Annotated in this window: 17 protein-coding genes and 1 pseudogene; 6 read left to right on the forward strand and 12 right to left on the reverse strand. The window is 69.6% G+C overall.

Annotated elements, in window-relative coordinates:
- Positions 1 to 8: 8 nt before the first annotated feature.
- From IPK71_05240 to IPK71_05250, 3 genes are all read right to left on the reverse strand, one after another.
- Positions 9 to 953, reverse strand: a complete 945-nt coding sequence (locus tag IPK71_05240; GenBank protein MBK8213137.1) for a tetratricopeptide repeat protein — start codon at positions 951 to 953, stop codon at positions 9 to 11.
- 2 nt (positions 954 to 955) lie between these two features.
- Entirely contained in the window at positions 956 to 2,314 is a 1,359-nt protein-coding gene (locus IPK71_05245) for a serine/threonine protein kinase (protein MBK8213138.1), read from the reverse strand.
- A gap of 89 nt (positions 2,315 to 2,403) precedes the next feature.
- Positions 2,404 to 3,567: a hypothetical protein gene (locus IPK71_05250; GenBank protein ID MBK8213139.1), complete on the reverse strand. Its 1,164-nt coding sequence runs from the start codon at positions 3,565 to 3,567 to the stop codon at positions 2,404 to 2,406.
- Between the two features lie 236 nt (positions 3,568 to 3,803).
- Between IPK71_05250 and IPK71_05255 the strand changes: the two genes are divergently transcribed.
- Together IPK71_05255 and IPK71_05260 are read left to right on the forward strand one after the other, a co-directional pair.
- The gene (locus tag IPK71_05255; GenBank protein ID MBK8213140.1) at positions 3,804 to 4,055 is read left to right on the forward strand and encodes a DUF4287 domain-containing protein; all 252 of its coding nucleotides are present in this window, start codon (positions 3,804 to 3,806) and stop codon (positions 4,053 to 4,055) included.
- Between the two features lie 82 nt (positions 4,056 to 4,137).
- The gene (locus IPK71_05260) at positions 4,138 to 5,061 is read left to right on the forward strand and encodes a LamG domain-containing protein (protein ID MBK8213141.1); all 924 of its coding nucleotides are present in this window, start codon (positions 4,138 to 4,140) and stop codon (positions 5,059 to 5,061) included.
- A 48-nt stretch (positions 5,062 to 5,109) separates the two neighbouring features.
- On the opposite strand, the gene IPK71_05265 is transcribed toward IPK71_05260, so the two are convergent.
- The gene (locus IPK71_05265; GenBank protein ID MBK8213142.1) at positions 5,110 to 6,552 is read right to left on the reverse strand and encodes a WGR domain-containing protein; all 1,443 of its coding nucleotides are present in this window, start codon (positions 6,550 to 6,552) and stop codon (positions 5,110 to 5,112) included.
- Positions 6,553 to 6,783: 231 nt separating this feature from the next.
- Here IPK71_05265 and IPK71_05270 point away from each other — a divergent pair, with 231 nt between their 5' ends.
- A complete protein-coding gene (locus IPK71_05270) occupies positions 6,784 to 7,413 on the forward strand; it encodes a hypothetical protein (GenBank protein MBK8213143.1) in 630 nt (209 codons plus the stop codon).
- A gap of 82 nt (positions 7,414 to 7,495) precedes the next feature.
- On the opposite strand, the gene IPK71_05275 is transcribed toward IPK71_05270, so the two are convergent.
- The 3 genes from IPK71_05275 to IPK71_05285 all read right to left on the reverse strand — a co-directional run bounded on the left by IPK71_05275 (position 7,496) and on the right by IPK71_05285 (position 9,572).
- Entirely contained in the window at positions 7,496 to 7,978 is a 483-nt protein-coding gene (locus IPK71_05275) for a DUF1877 family protein (GenBank protein ID MBK8213144.1), read from the reverse strand.
- Between the two features lie 163 nt (positions 7,979 to 8,141).
- Positions 8,142 to 8,573 (reverse strand): hypothetical protein, encoded by a 432-nt coding sequence (locus IPK71_05280; protein ID MBK8213145.1) that lies wholly within the window; start codon positions 8,571 to 8,573, stop codon positions 8,142 to 8,144.
- A gap of 162 nt (positions 8,574 to 8,735) precedes the next feature.
- Positions 8,736 to 9,572: an SH3 domain-containing protein gene (locus IPK71_05285; protein ID MBK8213146.1), complete on the reverse strand. Its 837-nt coding sequence runs from the start codon at positions 9,570 to 9,572 to the stop codon at positions 8,736 to 8,738.
- A gap of 199 nt (positions 9,573 to 9,771) precedes the next feature.
- Between IPK71_05285 and IPK71_05290 the strand changes: the two genes are divergently transcribed.
- On the forward strand, positions 9,772 to 11,145 hold the full coding sequence (locus IPK71_05290; protein ID MBK8213147.1) for a hypothetical protein: 1,374 nt from the start codon (positions 9,772 to 9,774) through the stop codon (positions 11,143 to 11,145).
- A gap of 10 nt (positions 11,146 to 11,155) precedes the next feature.
- On the opposite strand, the gene IPK71_05295 is transcribed toward IPK71_05290, so the two are convergent.
- Together IPK71_05295 and IPK71_05300 are read right to left on the reverse strand one after the other, a co-directional pair.
- Positions 11,156 to 11,536, reverse strand: coding sequence for a hypothetical protein (locus tag IPK71_05295; GenBank protein ID MBK8213148.1), 381 nt, complete (start codon positions 11,534 to 11,536; stop codon positions 11,156 to 11,158).
- A gap of 122 nt (positions 11,537 to 11,658) precedes the next feature.
- Positions 11,659 to 11,850 (reverse strand): annotated as a pseudogene (locus IPK71_05300) (hypothetical protein).
- Between the two features lie 176 nt (positions 11,851 to 12,026).
- On the opposite strand from IPK71_05300, the gene IPK71_05305 reads away from it, so the two are divergent.
- Positions 12,027 to 13,223 (forward strand): hypothetical protein, encoded by a 1,197-nt coding sequence (locus IPK71_05305; GenBank protein ID MBK8213149.1) that lies wholly within the window; start codon positions 12,027 to 12,029, stop codon positions 13,221 to 13,223.
- Positions 13,224 to 13,282: 59 nt separating this feature from the next.
- On the opposite strand, the gene IPK71_05310 is transcribed toward IPK71_05305, so the two are convergent.
- The 3 genes from IPK71_05310 to IPK71_05320 are packed head-to-tail and all read right to left on the reverse strand — an operon-like array spanning position 13,283 to position 15,161.
- A complete protein-coding gene (locus IPK71_05310) occupies positions 13,283 to 14,143 on the reverse strand; it encodes a hypothetical protein (GenBank protein MBK8213150.1) in 861 nt (286 codons plus the stop codon).
- Entirely contained in the window at positions 14,140 to 14,736 is a 597-nt protein-coding gene (locus IPK71_05315) for a hypothetical protein (GenBank protein MBK8213151.1), read from the reverse strand. Before IPK71_05315 ends, IPK71_05310 begins: the two co-directional genes overlap by 4 nt.
- Complete coding sequence (locus IPK71_05320) at positions 14,733 to 15,161, reverse strand: hypothetical protein (GenBank protein ID MBK8213152.1); 429 nt, start codon at positions 15,159 to 15,161, stop codon at positions 14,733 to 14,735. The genes IPK71_05315 and IPK71_05320 overlap by 4 nt, the downstream gene beginning before the upstream one ends.
- A gap of 85 nt (positions 15,162 to 15,246) precedes the next feature.
- On the opposite strand from IPK71_05320, the gene IPK71_05325 reads away from it, so the two are divergent.
- Complete coding sequence (locus IPK71_05325; protein ID MBK8213153.1) at positions 15,247 to 15,852, forward strand: WHG domain-containing protein; 606 nt, start codon at positions 15,247 to 15,249, stop codon at positions 15,850 to 15,852.
- Positions 15,853 to 15,865: the final 13 nt, after the last annotated feature.

Here is a 15,865-nt window from a genome sequence, read left to right on the forward strand (position 1 = left end):
GGCGTCCTTCAGAAGTCGAGGTGGAGGCCTCGGAGGTGAGCGCTCGGCGGGGGCCTCGGCGCATCCGGCGCGGTCACGAAGAGGACGATCGCCGCGATCCCGGCCGCGATCCCGACCCCGATGGCGACGTTCGCCACGTTGGCCGCGACCTTCGCGTCGTCGTTGGTCGCGAAAGCACGAGGGTCGCCGCAGCTCGACGGATCGCACGCGTCACGCACGTCCCCCGCGAGAGACATGGCGCGCACACCGAAGCCCGCCCCGACCCCCAGCGCGACGAGCGACGCGCCGCCCGTCACGAACGCCGCCACGCGCCGACCCCTGCCCGGCTCCGACGGGGCCACAGGAGGGGTCGCGGGCTGCGGCGCGGGGGCGAGCTCGAGTCGCGGGAGGACCACCTCGACGGTCTCGGGCCGGGCCGGCGCGACGAGCTCCACGGTGGCAGGTAAGTGGCCCCCGGCTTCGACGCGCACGACGTGCCGACCCGGATCGACAGGGACGTCCACGCCGAGCACCTCGCGCGAGAGAGTCTCTCCGTCGTCGATGCGCACGCGGAGATCCTTCGCGTCGGACACGACGACGAAGCGGACCTTGGGGGCACGACCGGCGACGGCGTCGAGGTGTCGCTGCGCGAGCTTCTCGCGGTCGTTTCGACGGTCTCGACGGGCGATGACGAGCGCCGACCGTAGCTCGGCCTCGGCGCTCGCGACCTTCCCCTGCTTCTCGTGGCAGATCCCGAGGAGGAGGAGCGTCCCACCACCGGGCTCGAGGCGCTGCGCCTCCGCGAGCTTCTTGCACGCTTCATCCGTCTTGCCCTCGTCGAAGAGCGCGCGACCAGCCTGGAAGAGCGCCTCGGCGGTCGACGTCGCGCTCTGGGCGCGCGCGGGCGACGCCGTACCTACGAGCGCCAAGAGCCCCGCGAGCAGGACGAACGTCTTGTGAGACCGGCGCATCATGGTCAGTCGTGGTGGTCGAACTCGCTCGAGGGCTTCTTGGGGGGGGCTTTGCCGGCGGTCACTTTTCCCTGTTTTTTCGGACTGTTGACGGTGACCGTAGAGCTCGACGGGGCGGGCCCGGGTTCGACGACGGCGACCTCGGACGCGCGTGGGGCCGGGGCCGAGATCGGCGCCGCCGAGGCGGAAGGGATCGCCGCGAGCGTCGGAGTGGGGAGAGGCTCGGTCGCGACCTGGGACGCGAGGCGCTCACGCCCGACGAGCGTGGCCACGGCCCCGAACGCGACCACGAGGCTCGCCGACGCGACGAGCGGCCACACCCGCGTTTTTTGCCGTTCCTTGCCCGCGATCGCCGTCACGGCGCGATCGACCTCGATCTTTCGCGCGGCGACCTCCGCGCCGATCCGTCCGACGCAGAAGGCGGCGAGGGCGCGCGCGTCGACGGTGTCCTCGAGCGAGCACCGCCTCTGCGTGAGGCACGTATCGATGGCGGACTCGACCTCTTCCATGCTCGAGAAGCGCTCGTCTCGTTCGAACGCGAGCGCGCGGCGCACGATCGTGCCGATGTCGGGCGCGAACGGGCGGGTCGGCTCCCGTAGCGGCTCGCGCATCACGAGCGTGCGTACGACGTCCGCTTCGGAGAGGTCCTCGAAGAGCTCCTCTCCCGAGACGAGAAAGTACAGGACCGCCCCGAGCGCCCACACGTCGGCGCGGAGGTCGACGTCCCCTCCGTCGACCTGCTCGGGGGCCATGTATTTGAGCTTCCCCTTGATCACACCGGAGCGGGTCGTCTGCGAGAGCCTCTGGCGTGTCTTGGCGATCCCGAAGTCGATGAGCTTGACCTGGCCGTCGACGGAGAGGAGCACGTTGTGGGGCGAGACGTCGCGGTGCACGAGGCCGAGAGGCTGGCCCTGCGCGTCCCGGAGCGCGTGGGCCGCGGCGAGCGCGCGGGCGAGGCGCCGTACCACGCGGAGGGCCATCTCCTCGGGGAACGCTCCACGCTCGGGCAGGTGCATCCCCTTGGCGACGATGGTGTGCAGCGCGTCGCCCTCGATCCACTCCATCGCGAGGTAGAGCGTGCCGCGATCCTCCCCGGCCTCCACGACGTGGCACACGTTCGGGTGACGCACGGCCGTCGCGACGCGCGCTTCGTCGAGGAACATGGTGCGCAGCGCCGCGTCGTTCGCGCCCTCCGCGTGCAAGGTCTTCACCGCGACGAGGGGGCGAGCGACGCCGTCACGCGCCGCCCAGATGGTCCCCATCCCTCCGCGCGCGACCGGGGCGAGCAACGTGTAGCGCCCGAGGCGCCCCGTCTCCGGGACACCTCGTCGCTCGACGTCCGCGACGTGCGCCGAGGGGGCCACGACCGAGAGTTTACGTGCTTTTCGTCGAAAGGTCGAAGGTCGAACGCAGCTCTCGTCGACGACCTCCGTGACGGCCTCGGCCGCGGATTTCACGGCGTGGCGAGGCACGCGTCGCCATTCGCCTCCCCGCTCGAGACGAAGACGGCGCGGTCGAAGACCTGCACGAAGCGGTATCGCGGCCTCCCCCGCTCGTCGACGACGAGCTTCTTGGTGTCGGCGAGCACGATCTTGCAGGCGTTGTCGGCGGTCTCGTTCACGAGCTCGGCGCGCGAACGGCTCGGGTCCTTCGCCTTGGCCGCCGCGAGCTTCGCCTCGCAGGAAGCGGCGTCGGCCCCCGCGAGATCGACGAGCGGCGTGAGGACCGCGCCGATCGTCTGACGGAAACCCTCGCCGTCTCCGCCGAGCACGTGGAGCGCCTCGTGGAGCGAGAAGAACCTCGGCATCGTGGTCCGCCGCTCCTTCCACACGACGCTCGCCGTCGCGTTGCCCACGGCCAGCTCGTAGTCGCCGTCGCACACGGCGTTCACGTGGTCCGTGTCCGCCATGCCCGGGCGGAGCTGCACGTCGCACGCGGGGTACCCGAAGCGGAAGGGGCGAGAGCCCACGATCTTCTCGAACGGCACCTCGTCGCCGCGCTGGCCGGCGGTGTACCCGTGACGGAACCAGTTGAAGTCCACCTCCCCGAGGAAGGCCTCCCCCGAGATCCGCTTCGGCGAGGCCGGATCGCAGCTCTTCGGCACGCTCGCGGCCTCGGCGCGATAGGCGTTCGCGTCGGCGGCTCCGGGCTTCGCGAGGCGTAGCGAGGAGGACTTGTCGGCCGCCGTCGAGAGGTCGTACTCGAGCGGGTAGCTCGTGGTCTTTCCGCTCTGGAAGAAGGTGATGGCGCCACGCTTGCCCGCCTGCGAGAGGCGGCCGATGCGGTAGGTGCCCGTCTCGACCGGGGCGCCCTCTTTCCCGTGGATCGTGTAGCTGCCGACGTCGGGCATGCCGGCCTTGCAGGTGGCCGTGTCCGTCCCGAGGCGCACCTCGGCGCGGCCGTCGAGGCCGATGCACTTGTTGAAGGTGATGCCGACGACCGAGCTCTCGTCGACGCGCTTCCAGTACCCGTCGAGCGTGGCGCGGCCGACGGTCGTCGCCACGTTGTCCTCGGAGGTGCCCTCTTCGGGGGAGGTGGCTTCGGCGGCACAGCCGACGAGGGCCGAGGCGGAGGTGACGAGGGCGAGGGTCGAGAGGGCGGCGAGGACGGTCTTCATTCGAGGTCTCCTGTTCGGGTTCGGAGACACTCGAGAGCACACCTCGTACCACCCGAAACGACATCTGCTCCGCGAACGATTTCGAGCACTTATGCGAGGTCGGATCGTTTCGATCGCGGCCCGTGATCGCTCGTGACCGAGGCCCGAGCCCAGGACCACCATCTCGTCCATGGGGGCGGCCGAGTCGATTTTCGGACGCGTCGCCACGTCGTTGGCAAGATGCCTGGCGAGGTCCGATGACGAAGCGCCGCGTGAACGCTCCCCCACCCCCGAAGGCCGGCGAGAAGACCAAGGGCCCAGCCTCGTACTTCCCGAGCATCGAGAAGACGTACGGCAAGCCGATCCAGCACTGGCTCGATCTCACGGTGAGCCTCTTCGACGAGCACGCGCACATGCCGGCCGTCGGGGCCCTGAAGTCGGAGCACGGGCTCGGGCACGGCCACGCGAACGCCATCGTCGCGTACGTGAAGGCCGCGCTCGCCGAGTGAGCGAAACGCCGCGCCCGCGGCCCCGCAGGATTCGGCCCGAAGCTTTTTGACCCCGCGGCACGGGCGCACCACAATGTCGGAAGTGTCCCCCAAGCCCTCCCGTCTGGCCGGCGCCGCGCTCGTGGCCGGCCTCGCCCTCTTCGGGTGCGCGTCGGCGTTCGGCGTCCAGGAAGACGCGGATTCGGGGTCTCCGCCCGTTCCCTCGGCAGACGCGACGCGAGACGACGCGGGCGCGATCCCTCCGCCTCCTCCTCGCGACGCAGGCGTCGACGGGGCTCTGGGTCGCGTCACCGACGGGCTCGTCGCGTTCTTCGGTTTCCGAGAGGACGCCGGCACGATCGTCCACGATACGGCCCCGGAGGGCGGGCGGCTCGAGCTCGTCGTCGCGCGCGCACCCGCTCCAGACGGCGACGGCGGTGTCCTCCCGGTCCCCACGTCGGGGCCGACCGTGGCGTGGACGTCGCCAGGGATGTCGGTGGTCGGCCGTGTGGTCGTCGCGTCAGCGCAAAACGCCTCCTTGATCGAGTCGAGGTGCAACACCACCAACGAGCTGACCGTCGAAGCGTGGATCAAGCCGTCCAGCGTGACCCAGGGGGGACCTGCGCGCATCGTGACCATGTCGCACACGGGGGTCGTCCGAAACCGGAACTTCACGCTCGGACAGGCCGGGGATAGCTACGTCTTCCGTATTCGGAACGAAGAGCTCGACGCAGGTATCGTCGAAGTGAGAAGCGACGGCGGCGCCGGATTGGCGCTCACCCACGTCGCGGTGGTCGTCCGCGCGAACGGCTCCCTCACGTTCTGGATCGACGGCACGCCCACGACCTCCCGCTTGCCTGCTGGCGCGTTCTCCTTTCAGCCCTTCCGCCTGGGGCTCGCGAACGAGATCGACGGCTTCGACGCCGAACGTCTCTGGCGCGGGGACTACCGCCTCGTCGCCATCTATTGCCGCGCCCTCTCCGAAGCCGAGGTCCGCCGAAACCGCGAGCTCGGCCCGAACCCCTGAGCATGCGCACAGGCGCGCCAAAGGCCACCCTGCGGGTCGGCCCGAAGGTCAGCGCTCGACGAGCTTCTTGATGTCGCCGAAGGCCCGGTAGAACCCACCGCTCTTGGAGGGGTGCACGGCCTCGACCACGTACCTCGCGCCCGGCTCGCGGAGCGCCTTCGGGAACTGGCAGTTCCACGTGGGGTCGTACCCCTCGGAGACGACGCGGACACGAAGCTTGCCGCCGCTCTCGAAGCACTCGAGCACGACACCCGTGCCGGCCTTCTTCGTGGTCTCGACCGCGCCCACCTCGGAGGCCGCGACGGACGGTGCCGCGATCTCCTTCGCGGTAGGGACGGTGCCCTCCTTCGCGGCGAGGATCGCGCGCTCGCTCGCGTCGATGCAGCCCAAGAAGCCGAGGTGCGTGACGACGTAGAGCTTCTCCTCGAAGTACTGCATCGACTGCGCGGCGCCGCAGCCCGAGTCGAGCTTCCAGAGGCGCTCACCGCCGGACGCGAAGCAGTAGATGCTCCCGTATTGATCGCCGGCGAACACGTACTCCCCGTCGGGGCTCGAGGCGCAGCTGCACAGGTACGCGTCGCAGTCGTAGACCTCGCGCACGTCCCCTCTCTTCGTGAACTTGTGGACCTTTCCCTCGGCCGTGGACGCGAAGAGGAGGGACTCTTCCTGCCAGCCGAAGCCGATCCAGCCGACGGTCGGGCGCGACCAGAGCGCGTCGCCCGAGTCGCGGTCGTACATGGTCACGCCCTTGGAGTGCCCGTGGTAGACGCCGATCTCGTCGCAGCGCACCATCCAGCCCTTGTCGCCTTTGCTCTTCTTCGCCCAGCGCGACTCGTCCTCGTGGTCGACGGTCGTCACGTTGCCGAGCGCGTCGGAAACGGCGAGCACGCCGTCGTGGATGTCCATCCAGTAGAGATCGACGTCCTCCGCGATGGTGTACGCGACGCGCGCCACCTTGCCCGAGAGGTCGTACACGTTGCCGTCGTCGCAGCCGGCGTAGAGGAACCCCTCGTCGGCCACGATGCACTTCACCCCGTCGGGGAGCTTGTGTTTCTGGTGCACCGCGAGCTCGTGGTCGAGCGCGTAGACCTCCCCGTTCTCGTTGCCGACCCACAGGCGCTCGGCGTCGACGAAGATGCCGAGCGCGCTCCGACCGGTCCCGAATTTCCAGAGGAGGGGCGCCTGCTTCGTCTTCGCGGAGCGCGGCTTCTTCTTGGCGGCGGCGGCGATCACGTCACTGCGCTTCGTCACGGCGCGCTTCTGCCGAACGCCCTTCTCGGCGGCCTCGTAGCCCTTCTTCCGTTTCTCCGCGATCTTCTTGTCGGCCTCGGCGCGCGCCTTCTCCGGGCTCGCGAGCGTCGAGGTCGACGACTGTCCTGCGTCACCGATGCGCCCGTAACGGATGGTGAGCTCAGCGCCCTCCACCGTCACCTCGTAGAACTTGTGAGAGGTACCTTCGGACAGCTCGAGGTAGGTGACGTCTTTCGCCATCCGTGCAGGGTACACGAGCCGTTCGGGAGGTGGGGTCGACGGCTCGGGCGGCGGGGCTCGGCACGCGCCGATCTGGCGGCCATCGTGCGAATCGTTCCGGCGCCGGAACGAGGGCACATATCGAACGATATCATGTGGTTATCATGCATGTAGTCTCTCTGGGATGGCTTACGCCGCAAAATGCGCGGAGCGACGTCGTCACCGCACCGCCCGAGAGCTTTCTCTTTCTTGGTGCGTAGCCGAAGGATGACCGCCGAGAGCTCCTACCGCGGTGGCGCGCCCTGTCCCGCGTGCCGCTCGACCAAGACGACGAGCCGCGGCGAGTGCATGGCCTGCGGGCACGTGTTCGGAGAAGCCTTCCTCTGCCCGTTCTGCGAGCGCACGAACCGGCCCGCGCCGCATGCCCTGCTCGTCGCGGCTTGCCCCGCGTGCAGCGAGCCACGTATCGATCCCAAGCTCCCCATCGAGGCGTACGGCCCGCTCCGGAAAATGCGACGGTCGTACGGGCGGCTCCACGCGCGCGCGCTCGTGTACGTGCCGCTCTTCGCCGCGCTGCTGGCCGTCGTGGTCACGATCGGCCTCACGCTCCTCGCTGCGCGAAGCGAGGCGCGCGGTCTCCTCGAACAGCCGCACTACGAGGGCGCGTACTACGTCGTTCCTCGGCACGAACGCAACCCTCGGCCCACCGCGCTCGTGTTCGTCGGCTCCCTCGCGATGTTCGGCGTGCTCGGGGTGGGGGTGTATGCCGCGGCGGCCTCCGTCCTCGGCCGTCGTGTCCGCGACGAAGCGACGAGGCTCGCCACCGTGGTGCGCCGGGACCACGATCGCGAGACGGCGCCCGGGCCCGACGCGCCCACCTAAGAGGTCGTCACGACGGCGCGCCAAGCCGAGGGCATCGGCTCCGCGAAGCGGCCGGTTTCCACGGTTGGAAGAAGAACGATGCCTACGCGGCTCCGATGACGAGCCAGTTCCCTGCCGCGGCTGCTTTGGCGAAGAATGCCTTCATCTCTTCGATGTCACCCACGTAGTAGGCGTACGCCTCGGCGGGAATGGGCTTGCCGTAATAGTCGGTCGTCCCGTTCGCGAGCCCCTTCTTCGTGAGCTCGGCGGCCGTGGCGCTCGCGATCTCTTTCGCGATCTTCTTCACGGTCGCTGGCGATACCACCCGAACGTCGTAGCCGTCGTAGCTCGGATCTTCTTCGTCCGCACTCTCGAGGTCGAGGGCTTCCTTGGTCTTCGGATAGCCATTTTCACCCAAGATGCCGATGCGCTCTTCGAAGCCCTTGTCGCATTCGAAGGTCTCGCACTTCCAGGCATCTCCCCCGCTTTCTTCGACGCCGAATAGGAATCCAAGGTTGTCGTGGTCGGCCTTGATCTTCTTCATCAGAGGGACAGGAACCGAGTAGATCGTGGTCAGAACGCCCATGCCAAGCTCCTATCGTTCGGGAGCATGAGCGGTAGCAACTTTTCCTGCCAAGCGCCAGCGAGCCCGCCCAGGCCGGTGCGCGCGGACGCGCTCCTCTTGAACGACGAACGCCCGCCGCTGCGCCGAAGCCTCACGCGCACACGGGCTCCCGTTCACGGCGCGTTCACTTGCACTCGCCGGCGTTGCACGTCTTTCCGTCGAGGCACTCGCACGAGAGCCTGCACACCTGGGACAAGATGCCGGGCCGCGTGCTCCCGCACAGATAGTCGGTCTTGCTCGTTCCCTTGTTGAACGACCGGTAGCACGCGCCACCATCGCCGCAGTCGTTCGCGTCGTCGCATTGGGTGGTCTGCATCGCGGGGGCTCCACCGTCGACCGCGCAGGTCCCACCTCGCTCGACACATCGGGCCGGGAGGTTCGCGTACTGGCAGCAGACCGGCCGTGCGTCGTTGCAGATCACACCGCCACACGAGAACGAGACACCCGGCTCTCCGCAGGTCGTCGCGGGGGCGCCACCGTCGACCACCGTGGTTTCGCCACCGCACGCGAGGAGCGACACCTCGAGGGAGAGCGCGGCGATCGACGAAATCCGCATACGAACAGGCTACCACGGCGCGTGGGCTCCCCGGCTCCGCGACGCTCCGGGGGCGCGGTGGGGACGAAGCCGCAGATCGCCGAGCGCCTCGAAGCACGACGACCTGCGGTCCCTCTTCTCAGCGGGCCGGGCTCGGCAGCACGCCGAGCTCGGGGGGGCCTCTCACCGCGGGACGTAGATGCCGAGCACGCGGCCACCACCGCGCGTGAAGGCGTCGCGGCTCCCGCCGTAGCCCATGTTCGGGCCGTCGTTGATGAAGCGCCCGCCGCCCGCGGCGATCGCGATGTCCCCCGCCGTAGGGTGCGCAGTGCCCGGCGAGCCGGCGGCGACGACGACCACGGCGCCACGAGGCGCGTCGTACGGGTTCGTGAGCGGGAGGCGCTGGAGGCCCCAGCGCGCGGCGTTCGTCCCTCGGTTCATGTACTCGGCGAACATGCGCGCCTCGGCGCTGCCCATGTCGGGCGCGTCGTTGTACTCGTTGATGTCGCCGTAGCCGGACTTCCAGAGGTAGTTCCACACGTACTGGAAACACCGGCCGCGCGACGCTCCCGAGTGGTTCGCGTCGGCAAAGGGCACGATGCGACGCATCTGATCTTGGCCTCGCGACGAGATCGTCCCCGCGGGGGGCGTCGTGTCGGGCGTGCCGCCCGTGGCCGTCCCGGAGCGCAGGTACGCGCCGTGGATCCATCCCGTGCGACCGCCGGTGGTGATGCCGTAGAACCCGTTTTGTGGCGTGGCCGAACCGGAGGCGACGCGGGTACCCGCGGGGATCACGCGGATGATCTCGGCCGACGTGCTCGGCCCCGTGCGGAAGTTCACCGCGGCGGTCGTGACGAGCTCGGTGCCGACGGGCTGGCTTCCGGTAAGGCCTTCCTCCGAGGACTCGGCCGCGGCGATGGAGTCGTCCGCGACGTCTTCGGTGACCTCGGCCGAGCAGCCGATCGAAGAGAGGGACACGACGACGAGGGCGGTGGTGAGGGCGGTGAGGGCGAGGCGCATGCGCTCCCCATAGCGAGGACGATGCCAGGCGCGGGGGCCCGAGAACGACCTCATCGCACATCGCCCTTCATCGCGATTTTCCACGCTTTTTCGTCGATCCTGACGCTCCCCTGCCGATCGTGGGCTAGGGCGGCACCACCCGAGGAACGGACCGTGCGCACACGACCCGAGGCCGTGGAGCGCGTGCTACTCCTGAACGATGGTCCCTTCCGTCCGCACCGTGAGCGCGCTCGCCTTGCTCGTCTCGCTGACGGGCGCGTGCAGCGGAGACCCCATCCCCGGCGAGCCGACGCCCGCTCCCACGCCGAGCGGCACCACGCCGCTCGAACCTCCGGCGCCGACGCCGACCGTCACGCCCAAGCCCGAGCCCAAACCCGAGCCCGAGCCCGAACCCACCTACGAGGACGGGGCGGCCTTCGAACCACAAGACCACGTCCCCTACCTCGTGGCGCAGGTGCCCACGCAGCTCGTGCTCGAGATGGAGAGCCCCGCGCCCGCGTCCCGCGCTCGCCCTTCGGCGAAGACCGCCAGGGCATCGCAGCTCTTCACGTTCACCAAGGCTGCCGACGCTACCTTCACGGTCCGCAACCACGAGAGCGGATTGCTGCTCCAGACCTCCGGGACAGCCGCGGGGCTACCTGCGATCCAAGGACCACCCGACCCCGGAGCGGCGTTCCACGTGCTTGCTGCGCCCGGCGGCACCTTTCGTTTCGTCAACGCGCGGAGCCGGCGGTGCCTCACGCAGGCAAGCTCCGGCCTCGAGCAACGCAACTGCGTGCCGCTCGCCGACGCCGCTGGGGCGACCCAGCGCTTCACGCTGTTCCCCGCCAAGAAGGGCGTCGCGCTGACCACCTCGAGGGTCGGGTGGGAGTCTCGCGTGAGCTCGCTCCAGGGCTCGTGGCACTACTCGTGGAGCGCGGTCCTCCAGCCCACCCGGCCGGCCGGCCTCCCCTTCACGCCCATGATTTGGGGCTACTACGGCGCGACCCCCGCCTTCCAGAGCACGATCGCGACGCTCACGCAGCAGCGCCAGCAAGGCCTCGTGACCGAGCTGCTCGGGCTCAACGAACCGGACGGGGCCGAGCAGGCGAACGTGACGGTCGCGCGCGCGCTCGAGGCGTGGCCGGCGCTCGAGTCCACCGGGTTGCGCCTCGGCAGCCCGGCCGCGGTCAACGCGACGAACGCGTGGATGCAGGAGTTCATGACCGCGGTGGACGCCCAAGGCCTGCGCGTCGACTTCGTGACCGTGCACTGGTACGGCGGCGCCAACGCCGACGCCCTGATGACGGTGCTCCGCAACGTGAGCCAAGCCTACGGCCGCCCCGTGTGGCTCACCGAGTTCGCGCCCGCCGACTGGAACGCCACGGCCACGCGACCGAACCGCTACACCCCCGCCGACATCGAGGCCTTCATGCGAAAGGCGCTCCCACTCTTGGACGCGGCGCCCTTCGTGGAGCGCTACTCGTGGTTCTCGTTCGCGCAGAGCTCCCTGCCTGGCGGGCCCGCGGCGCTCTTCGACGACGAGGGCAACCTGACCCCCCTCGGCACCGTCTACCAGAAGTACCCCCTCTGACGAGGCCCGCTCACTCGGTGTGCTGCGCGAACCCGACGAGCGTGCCCGCGGGATCGCGCACGAAGACCTCGTCGGCGCCGTAGAACGTCTTGCGCGGGCCGACCACGGGCTTCGTCCCCGGGGGGAGCGCGGCGAGCACTTCGTCGAGCGACGCCACGTTCACGTAGAGGAGAGACGTAGGGAACGGCTCGAGATCTCCGAGGTCGGCGCGCACGCTCGCGGCCGTCTGGAGCATGATCTCCTCGCCGTCGCGCGCGAGCAGCACGAATCCCTTGGCGTCGTCGTGAGGTACCTCGACGACGACGGAGAAGCCCATGGCCTCGCACCAGAACGGGAGCACCGGCTCGATGCGGTCGACGACGTGGAGCGGCACGATGCGGGTCACCTTCATGCCCATGGGATAGACGATCGCACACCCGCAGCGCCGACGAATGTTCGCCCATGACGCGCAGGGGTCGGTTCGTGGCCTCTCTCTCTCTTCTCCCCCGTGCCCGAACACTTCTTCTCTCTTCTCCCCGTGCCCGTGCCCGTGCCCGTGCCCGAACACTTCTTCTCTCTTCTCCCCGTGCCCGTGCCCGAACACTTCTTCTCTCTTCTCCCCGTGCCCGTGCCCGAACACTTCTTCTCTCTTCTCCCCGTGCCCGTGCCCGAACACTTCTTCTCTCTTCTTCCCGTGCCCGTGCCCGTGCCCGTGCCCGTGCCCGAACACTTTTTCTCTCTCCTCCCCGTGCCGGTGCCCGGCGTGTTCTCCCCTCTCTCCTCTTCCCAGACGCCCGCTCCGCCCAAGCTTGCGTGCGGGCCGCGGCACCGTATGCTCCTAAGGTGGTCGCCGATGGTGTACGCCATTTGCTGGTCGTCTCGGTTCCCCTCCGGTGGGCACCGTGAGCCACGATCCCGAGGCCGAGGACGTCGCGTTCGCGATGGAGCCCGTGAAGGGCGTCCTCGCGGTGATGAAGGTCGTCCCGCCCGTCGGCAAGCTCCGTTTCGTCGTGGAGCTCGACGCCGAGCACGCCGCCTACGCAAAAGGGCACGCGGCGATGCGCCTCCTGAGGCTCGGCCTCCGAGACGTCGACGTCGAGTTGCTCGTCTGGGGAGCGCCCGCGCGGTGGACCGGGCGGCTCGAGCCCATCACGCTCGACGATCTCGCCCGCGAGCGCGCCCGCGAGCGCACCCGTGCCCGAGCGTTGCTCGTCGAGGCTCGAAGGATCGACGACGGCTGTTATCTGCCCCTCGCCGACCTCCTCCCGCAGACGTCGTACGACGATGCCCCTACGTACAGAGGCTCGTCCGACGAGACCCTCGCGCTCGGCCCTGTTCAGGTCGCCGCGGCGTCGCAGCACTGGTTCGGCCCGACCCGGCACATCATGGCTCTTCTCGCCGCGGAGAGCGCGCTCGGGAGCCGAAAATACGGTCGCGTCCTCGTGGACCGGTCGCACTGCCACTCCCTCCTGCGCAAAGGGCACCTCTTCGCGGGCATGGAGGTCTTCGTCATCACCACCCGAGACGACCTCCCCCTCGCCGAGCGCGCGGCGCACGAGCTCCCGACCCGCGCGAGGGTGCTCGTGCGACCGCTCGAGCGGCTGAGGCCACCGTACGGGCCGTTCGCGCCCTTCGCCGAGCACGAGCGGCTCCAGGCGGACTTTCCCGTGTTGCTCCACGACCCGACCGGCGTGGAGCAGGTGCCCACGGTTCGGCGCGTCGCGGTCGTCGTCACGCGGACGCTCGCCGGGGCGCTCCGTGCGCTCGCGCGGAACGACTTCGCTGCGGTCGTGATCGACGCCACGAGCCGCACCGACGGTCAGCTCGACTACCGCCTGCTGTGGGAGAACATGCCTCACATCAAGACGCGGACGCGCCTCCTCGTGACGCAGGCCCAAGCCGACGCGCTCCTCGCCCGCGGCCTCGCGAGCGGCAAGGCGCTGCCCATGCTGGTGCGCCCTCTCCGAGAGCACGATCTGCACGCGCTGGTCGCGACGGCTCGGCGAAAGGCCGCGTTCCTGTGCCTCGAGACCTCGCGCTGCGCCCACCACCCGCGCCCCGCCGCGATGCCGAAGGCCGCCTTGGTCGTACCGACGTGAGGCGACGGAGGTTCGCACGCACCGCTCGCTCGGCTTCGTGAGCCGTGGTTGGGGTCACGTCACAGCCCGAGAGCGAGAGACAGCGCCGCACCCCAGGCCGTCGCGACGTCGTTGCCGACTCGATAGGGGCCCGCGACACCGACGTTGGTCGACAGCGAGAGCGAGAGCCTCTCGCGCTCCAGCCCGACGAACGGAGCGATCGCGAGCTGGGCGAAGTCGTGCCCTTCGATGGGCACCGACTCGGCGCCGAGCGTCGCACGTGCACCCACACGCACACTACCGGTGAGGAGCGCCACGTGCGTGCTCGCCACCACCGCGAGGCGCGATGCGTTCCGATTGACCGAGAGGAGCACGCCGGGCTGAACCACACCGCCCACGACGACGTAGGGCAGAGGCTTCACGGTGGCCGAGAGCGTGAGGCCCATGGGGATCGCCGAGTCCGCGAAGAGCCACGGGGTGTCGTATCCACGGGCTGCGCGCGCCATGCGATCCCCGAACCGCGCCGTCGGGCTCTCCGGGAGACCGGATGCGGCGAGCACCAACGGAGCGCCGAGGAACGCTCCCGTGTGAACCCGAACGCGGTCGTTCGCATGGAGTCGGACGAGCGCCCACAGCACCGGGTTCGAGGGTCGTGTGGCCGACCGCGGCGGCTCCGTGTCGGAAGAGAACCTCGTATGGGAGACGGCGAAGGCCACGCCCAGCTCGACCGGGTCGAGGACGCGCAGGCGGCCGACGAGCTGGGTGGATTCGTGGAAGGCTCGCACCGAGCTCGCCGCCGACCACACCGACGTCACGACCGTCGCCTCGACCTCCGCGCGGCGACCCCCCTCGAGCCGTGGTGTGGCGATGGGCTCGGCTCGGGCAACCGCGGGCGCGACGGCGACAAGGACCGCGGCGTAGACAGCGTGCGCTCGTTTCACCGTGGGACCCACTTCTGGATGCGACGGCCCTCGAGGTCCCCCACGTAGACGGCGCCGTCCTTCGCTACCGCGATGCCATGACCCCAATCGAGCTGACCTGCCGCACGCCCAAAGGCAGCGAAGCGCGCGAGGACCTTCCCCTCGGGCGACAGCTTCACGATCCCACCCCGCGGACGTGCCGCGGTCTGATCGCCTCCGTCGACAGCGAAGACGTTCCCGCGATCGTCCACCGCGACGGCCCAGGGGCGCCCGATGAGCTCGCCCTTCCACTCGGCCAGGAACGTGTGATTGGCGTCGAAGACTTGGATGCGCGCGTTCTCGCGGTCGGCCACGAAGATGCGCCCGTCGGGCCCCGTGGCGATACCATGAGGCGTCTGGAACTGGCCGGGCGCGATGCCCCTCGAGCCCCACTCGGAGACGACCTCGCCGCGCGGGGTGAGGCGCACGATCCGCGCGTTGTCGTAGCCATCGGAGACGAGCACGTCGCCGTTCGCGGCGAACGCGACCCCCGTCGGCCGCGCGAAACGATCGGGCCGGTCGCTGCAAGCCGCTGCCCAAAAAGCGACGACGAGAGCCGCGAGCGCCCGCTTCATCGAGCCCCCGCCCGGGAGAGCACCCTACCGAAGACGTCGAGCTCGACGATCTCGCCTGCGTCCGAGTCGGTCACCCAGAGATGGCCGAGCGCGTCGAACGTGATGGCGTGGGGCAAGCGAAAGAGCCCGCCCCCGAACGACCGAAGGAACGCCCCGGACGCCGCGTCGAACACGAAGATGGTGTCACCGGAGATGGGGGTCGCGTTCGCCGACCCACCGTCTGCCCCGTGCGCGACGAAGATCTCACCATTCGGCGCGACGGCGACCCCGTACACACGACCGAAGGGCTTGCCCACCGGCAGGGTCGGCCAACCTTCCACCACCATGTAAGGCTCGCCCATGGGCGCGGGCGACGTCTCCTGAGCGGCAGGGTCGATGCACGCGAGGATCACGACCCAAGGGAGAGCGAGCCACGGACGACGCATGGACCGCATGTATAACGATGTTATACGCGGCGCGCAAGGCTCTCGGAGCGATGCCATGGGTCGAAGGTGGTAGGCTCTTCGGCGGATGTTCCAGCCCGACGCGGCCGTACGGAGGGTGTACGAGGCCCTTGCCGAAGGGCGGCTCGCGCGCGATGAGCTCACGGCCCGCAAGCTCGCGAGCTTCCTCGGTCAGAGCACGATGGTCGTGTACCACCACTTCGACTCGCTCGACGGTCTGCTCATTCGCGTCGACGGGCTCGGTTGGAGCGCGCTCCTCGAACGCCTCGAGCAGACGGTCTGCGACGGTGGTCGAGGAGAGTCCCTCGCGCTGGCCTACCTCGACTTCGCGTTCTCTCGGCCTCACCTCTACTACGTGATGACCGCCCACCCCTTCGACCGAGACGCGCTCCGCGCGGCAGGGCGGCTGCGAAGAGCCGAGGACCTGTGGCGACGGTTCGGCGCGTTGGTCGCACGGCTCGGCGCACGCTCACCCGAGGTCGACACGCGGGTGCTCTTCGCAGGCCTTCATGGCCTCGTCTCCCTGCACGTCGGCGGCCGCGCAGAGCTCGCGCGAGGGGGTGCGGACGGCGCACGGGAGGCTACCCTGACGGCGGCGAAGCGGCTCGCTTCGGCCATTTTCCCGGCTCCGGAGAAGCATCGAACGACTTCGCGCCGCAGAGCCGAGGGATAGCCCGCCGTACCGA

It is taken from the genome of Myxococcales bacterium (genome assembly GCA_016712525.1).
Classification (GTDB): Bacteria; Myxococcota_A; Polyangia; order Polyangiales; family Polyangiaceae; genus JAAFHV01.

Coding starts and splice junctions, on each gene's coding strand:
- IPK71_05295 (MBK8213148.1), bottom strand. CDS start 11,536: ATGAAGGTGACCCGCATCGTGCCGCTCCACGTCGTCGACCGCATCGAG.
- IPK71_05320 (MBK8213152.1), bottom strand. CDS start 15,161: ATGCGTCGTCCGTGGCTCGCTCTCCCTTGGGTCGTGATCCTCGCGTGC.
- IPK71_05250 (MBK8213139.1), bottom strand. CDS start 3,567: ATGAAGACCGTCCTCGCCGCCCTCTCGACCCTCGCCCTCGTCACCTCC.
- IPK71_05240 (MBK8213137.1), bottom strand. CDS start 953: ATGATGCGCCGGTCTCACAAGACGTTCGTCCTGCTCGCGGGGCTCTTG.
- IPK71_05315 (MBK8213151.1), bottom strand. CDS start 14,736: ATGAAGCGGGCGCTCGCGGCTCTCGTCGTCGCTTTTTGGGCAGCGGCT.
- IPK71_05280 (MBK8213145.1), bottom strand. CDS start 8,573: ATGCGGATTTCGTCGATCGCCGCGCTCTCCCTCGAGGTGTCGCTCCTC.
- IPK71_05255 (MBK8213140.1), top strand. CDS start 3,804: ATGACGAAGCGCCGCGTGAACGCTCCCCCACCCCCGAAGGCCGGCGAG.
- IPK71_05275 (MBK8213144.1), bottom strand. CDS start 7,978: ATGGGCGTTCTGACCACGATCTACTCGGTTCCTGTCCCTCTGATGAAG.
- IPK71_05290 (MBK8213147.1), top strand. CDS start 9,772: ATGGTCCCTTCCGTCCGCACCGTGAGCGCGCTCGCCTTGCTCGTCTCG.
- IPK71_05265 (MBK8213142.1), bottom strand. CDS start 6,552: ATGGCGAAAGACGTCACCTACCTCGAGCTGTCCGAAGGTACCTCTCAC.
- IPK71_05285 (MBK8213146.1), bottom strand. CDS start 9,572: ATGCGCCTCGCCCTCACCGCCCTCACCACCGCCCTCGTCGTCGTGTCC.
- IPK71_05325 (MBK8213153.1), top strand. CDS start 15,247: ATGTTCCAGCCCGACGCGGCCGTACGGAGGGTGTACGAGGCCCTTGCC.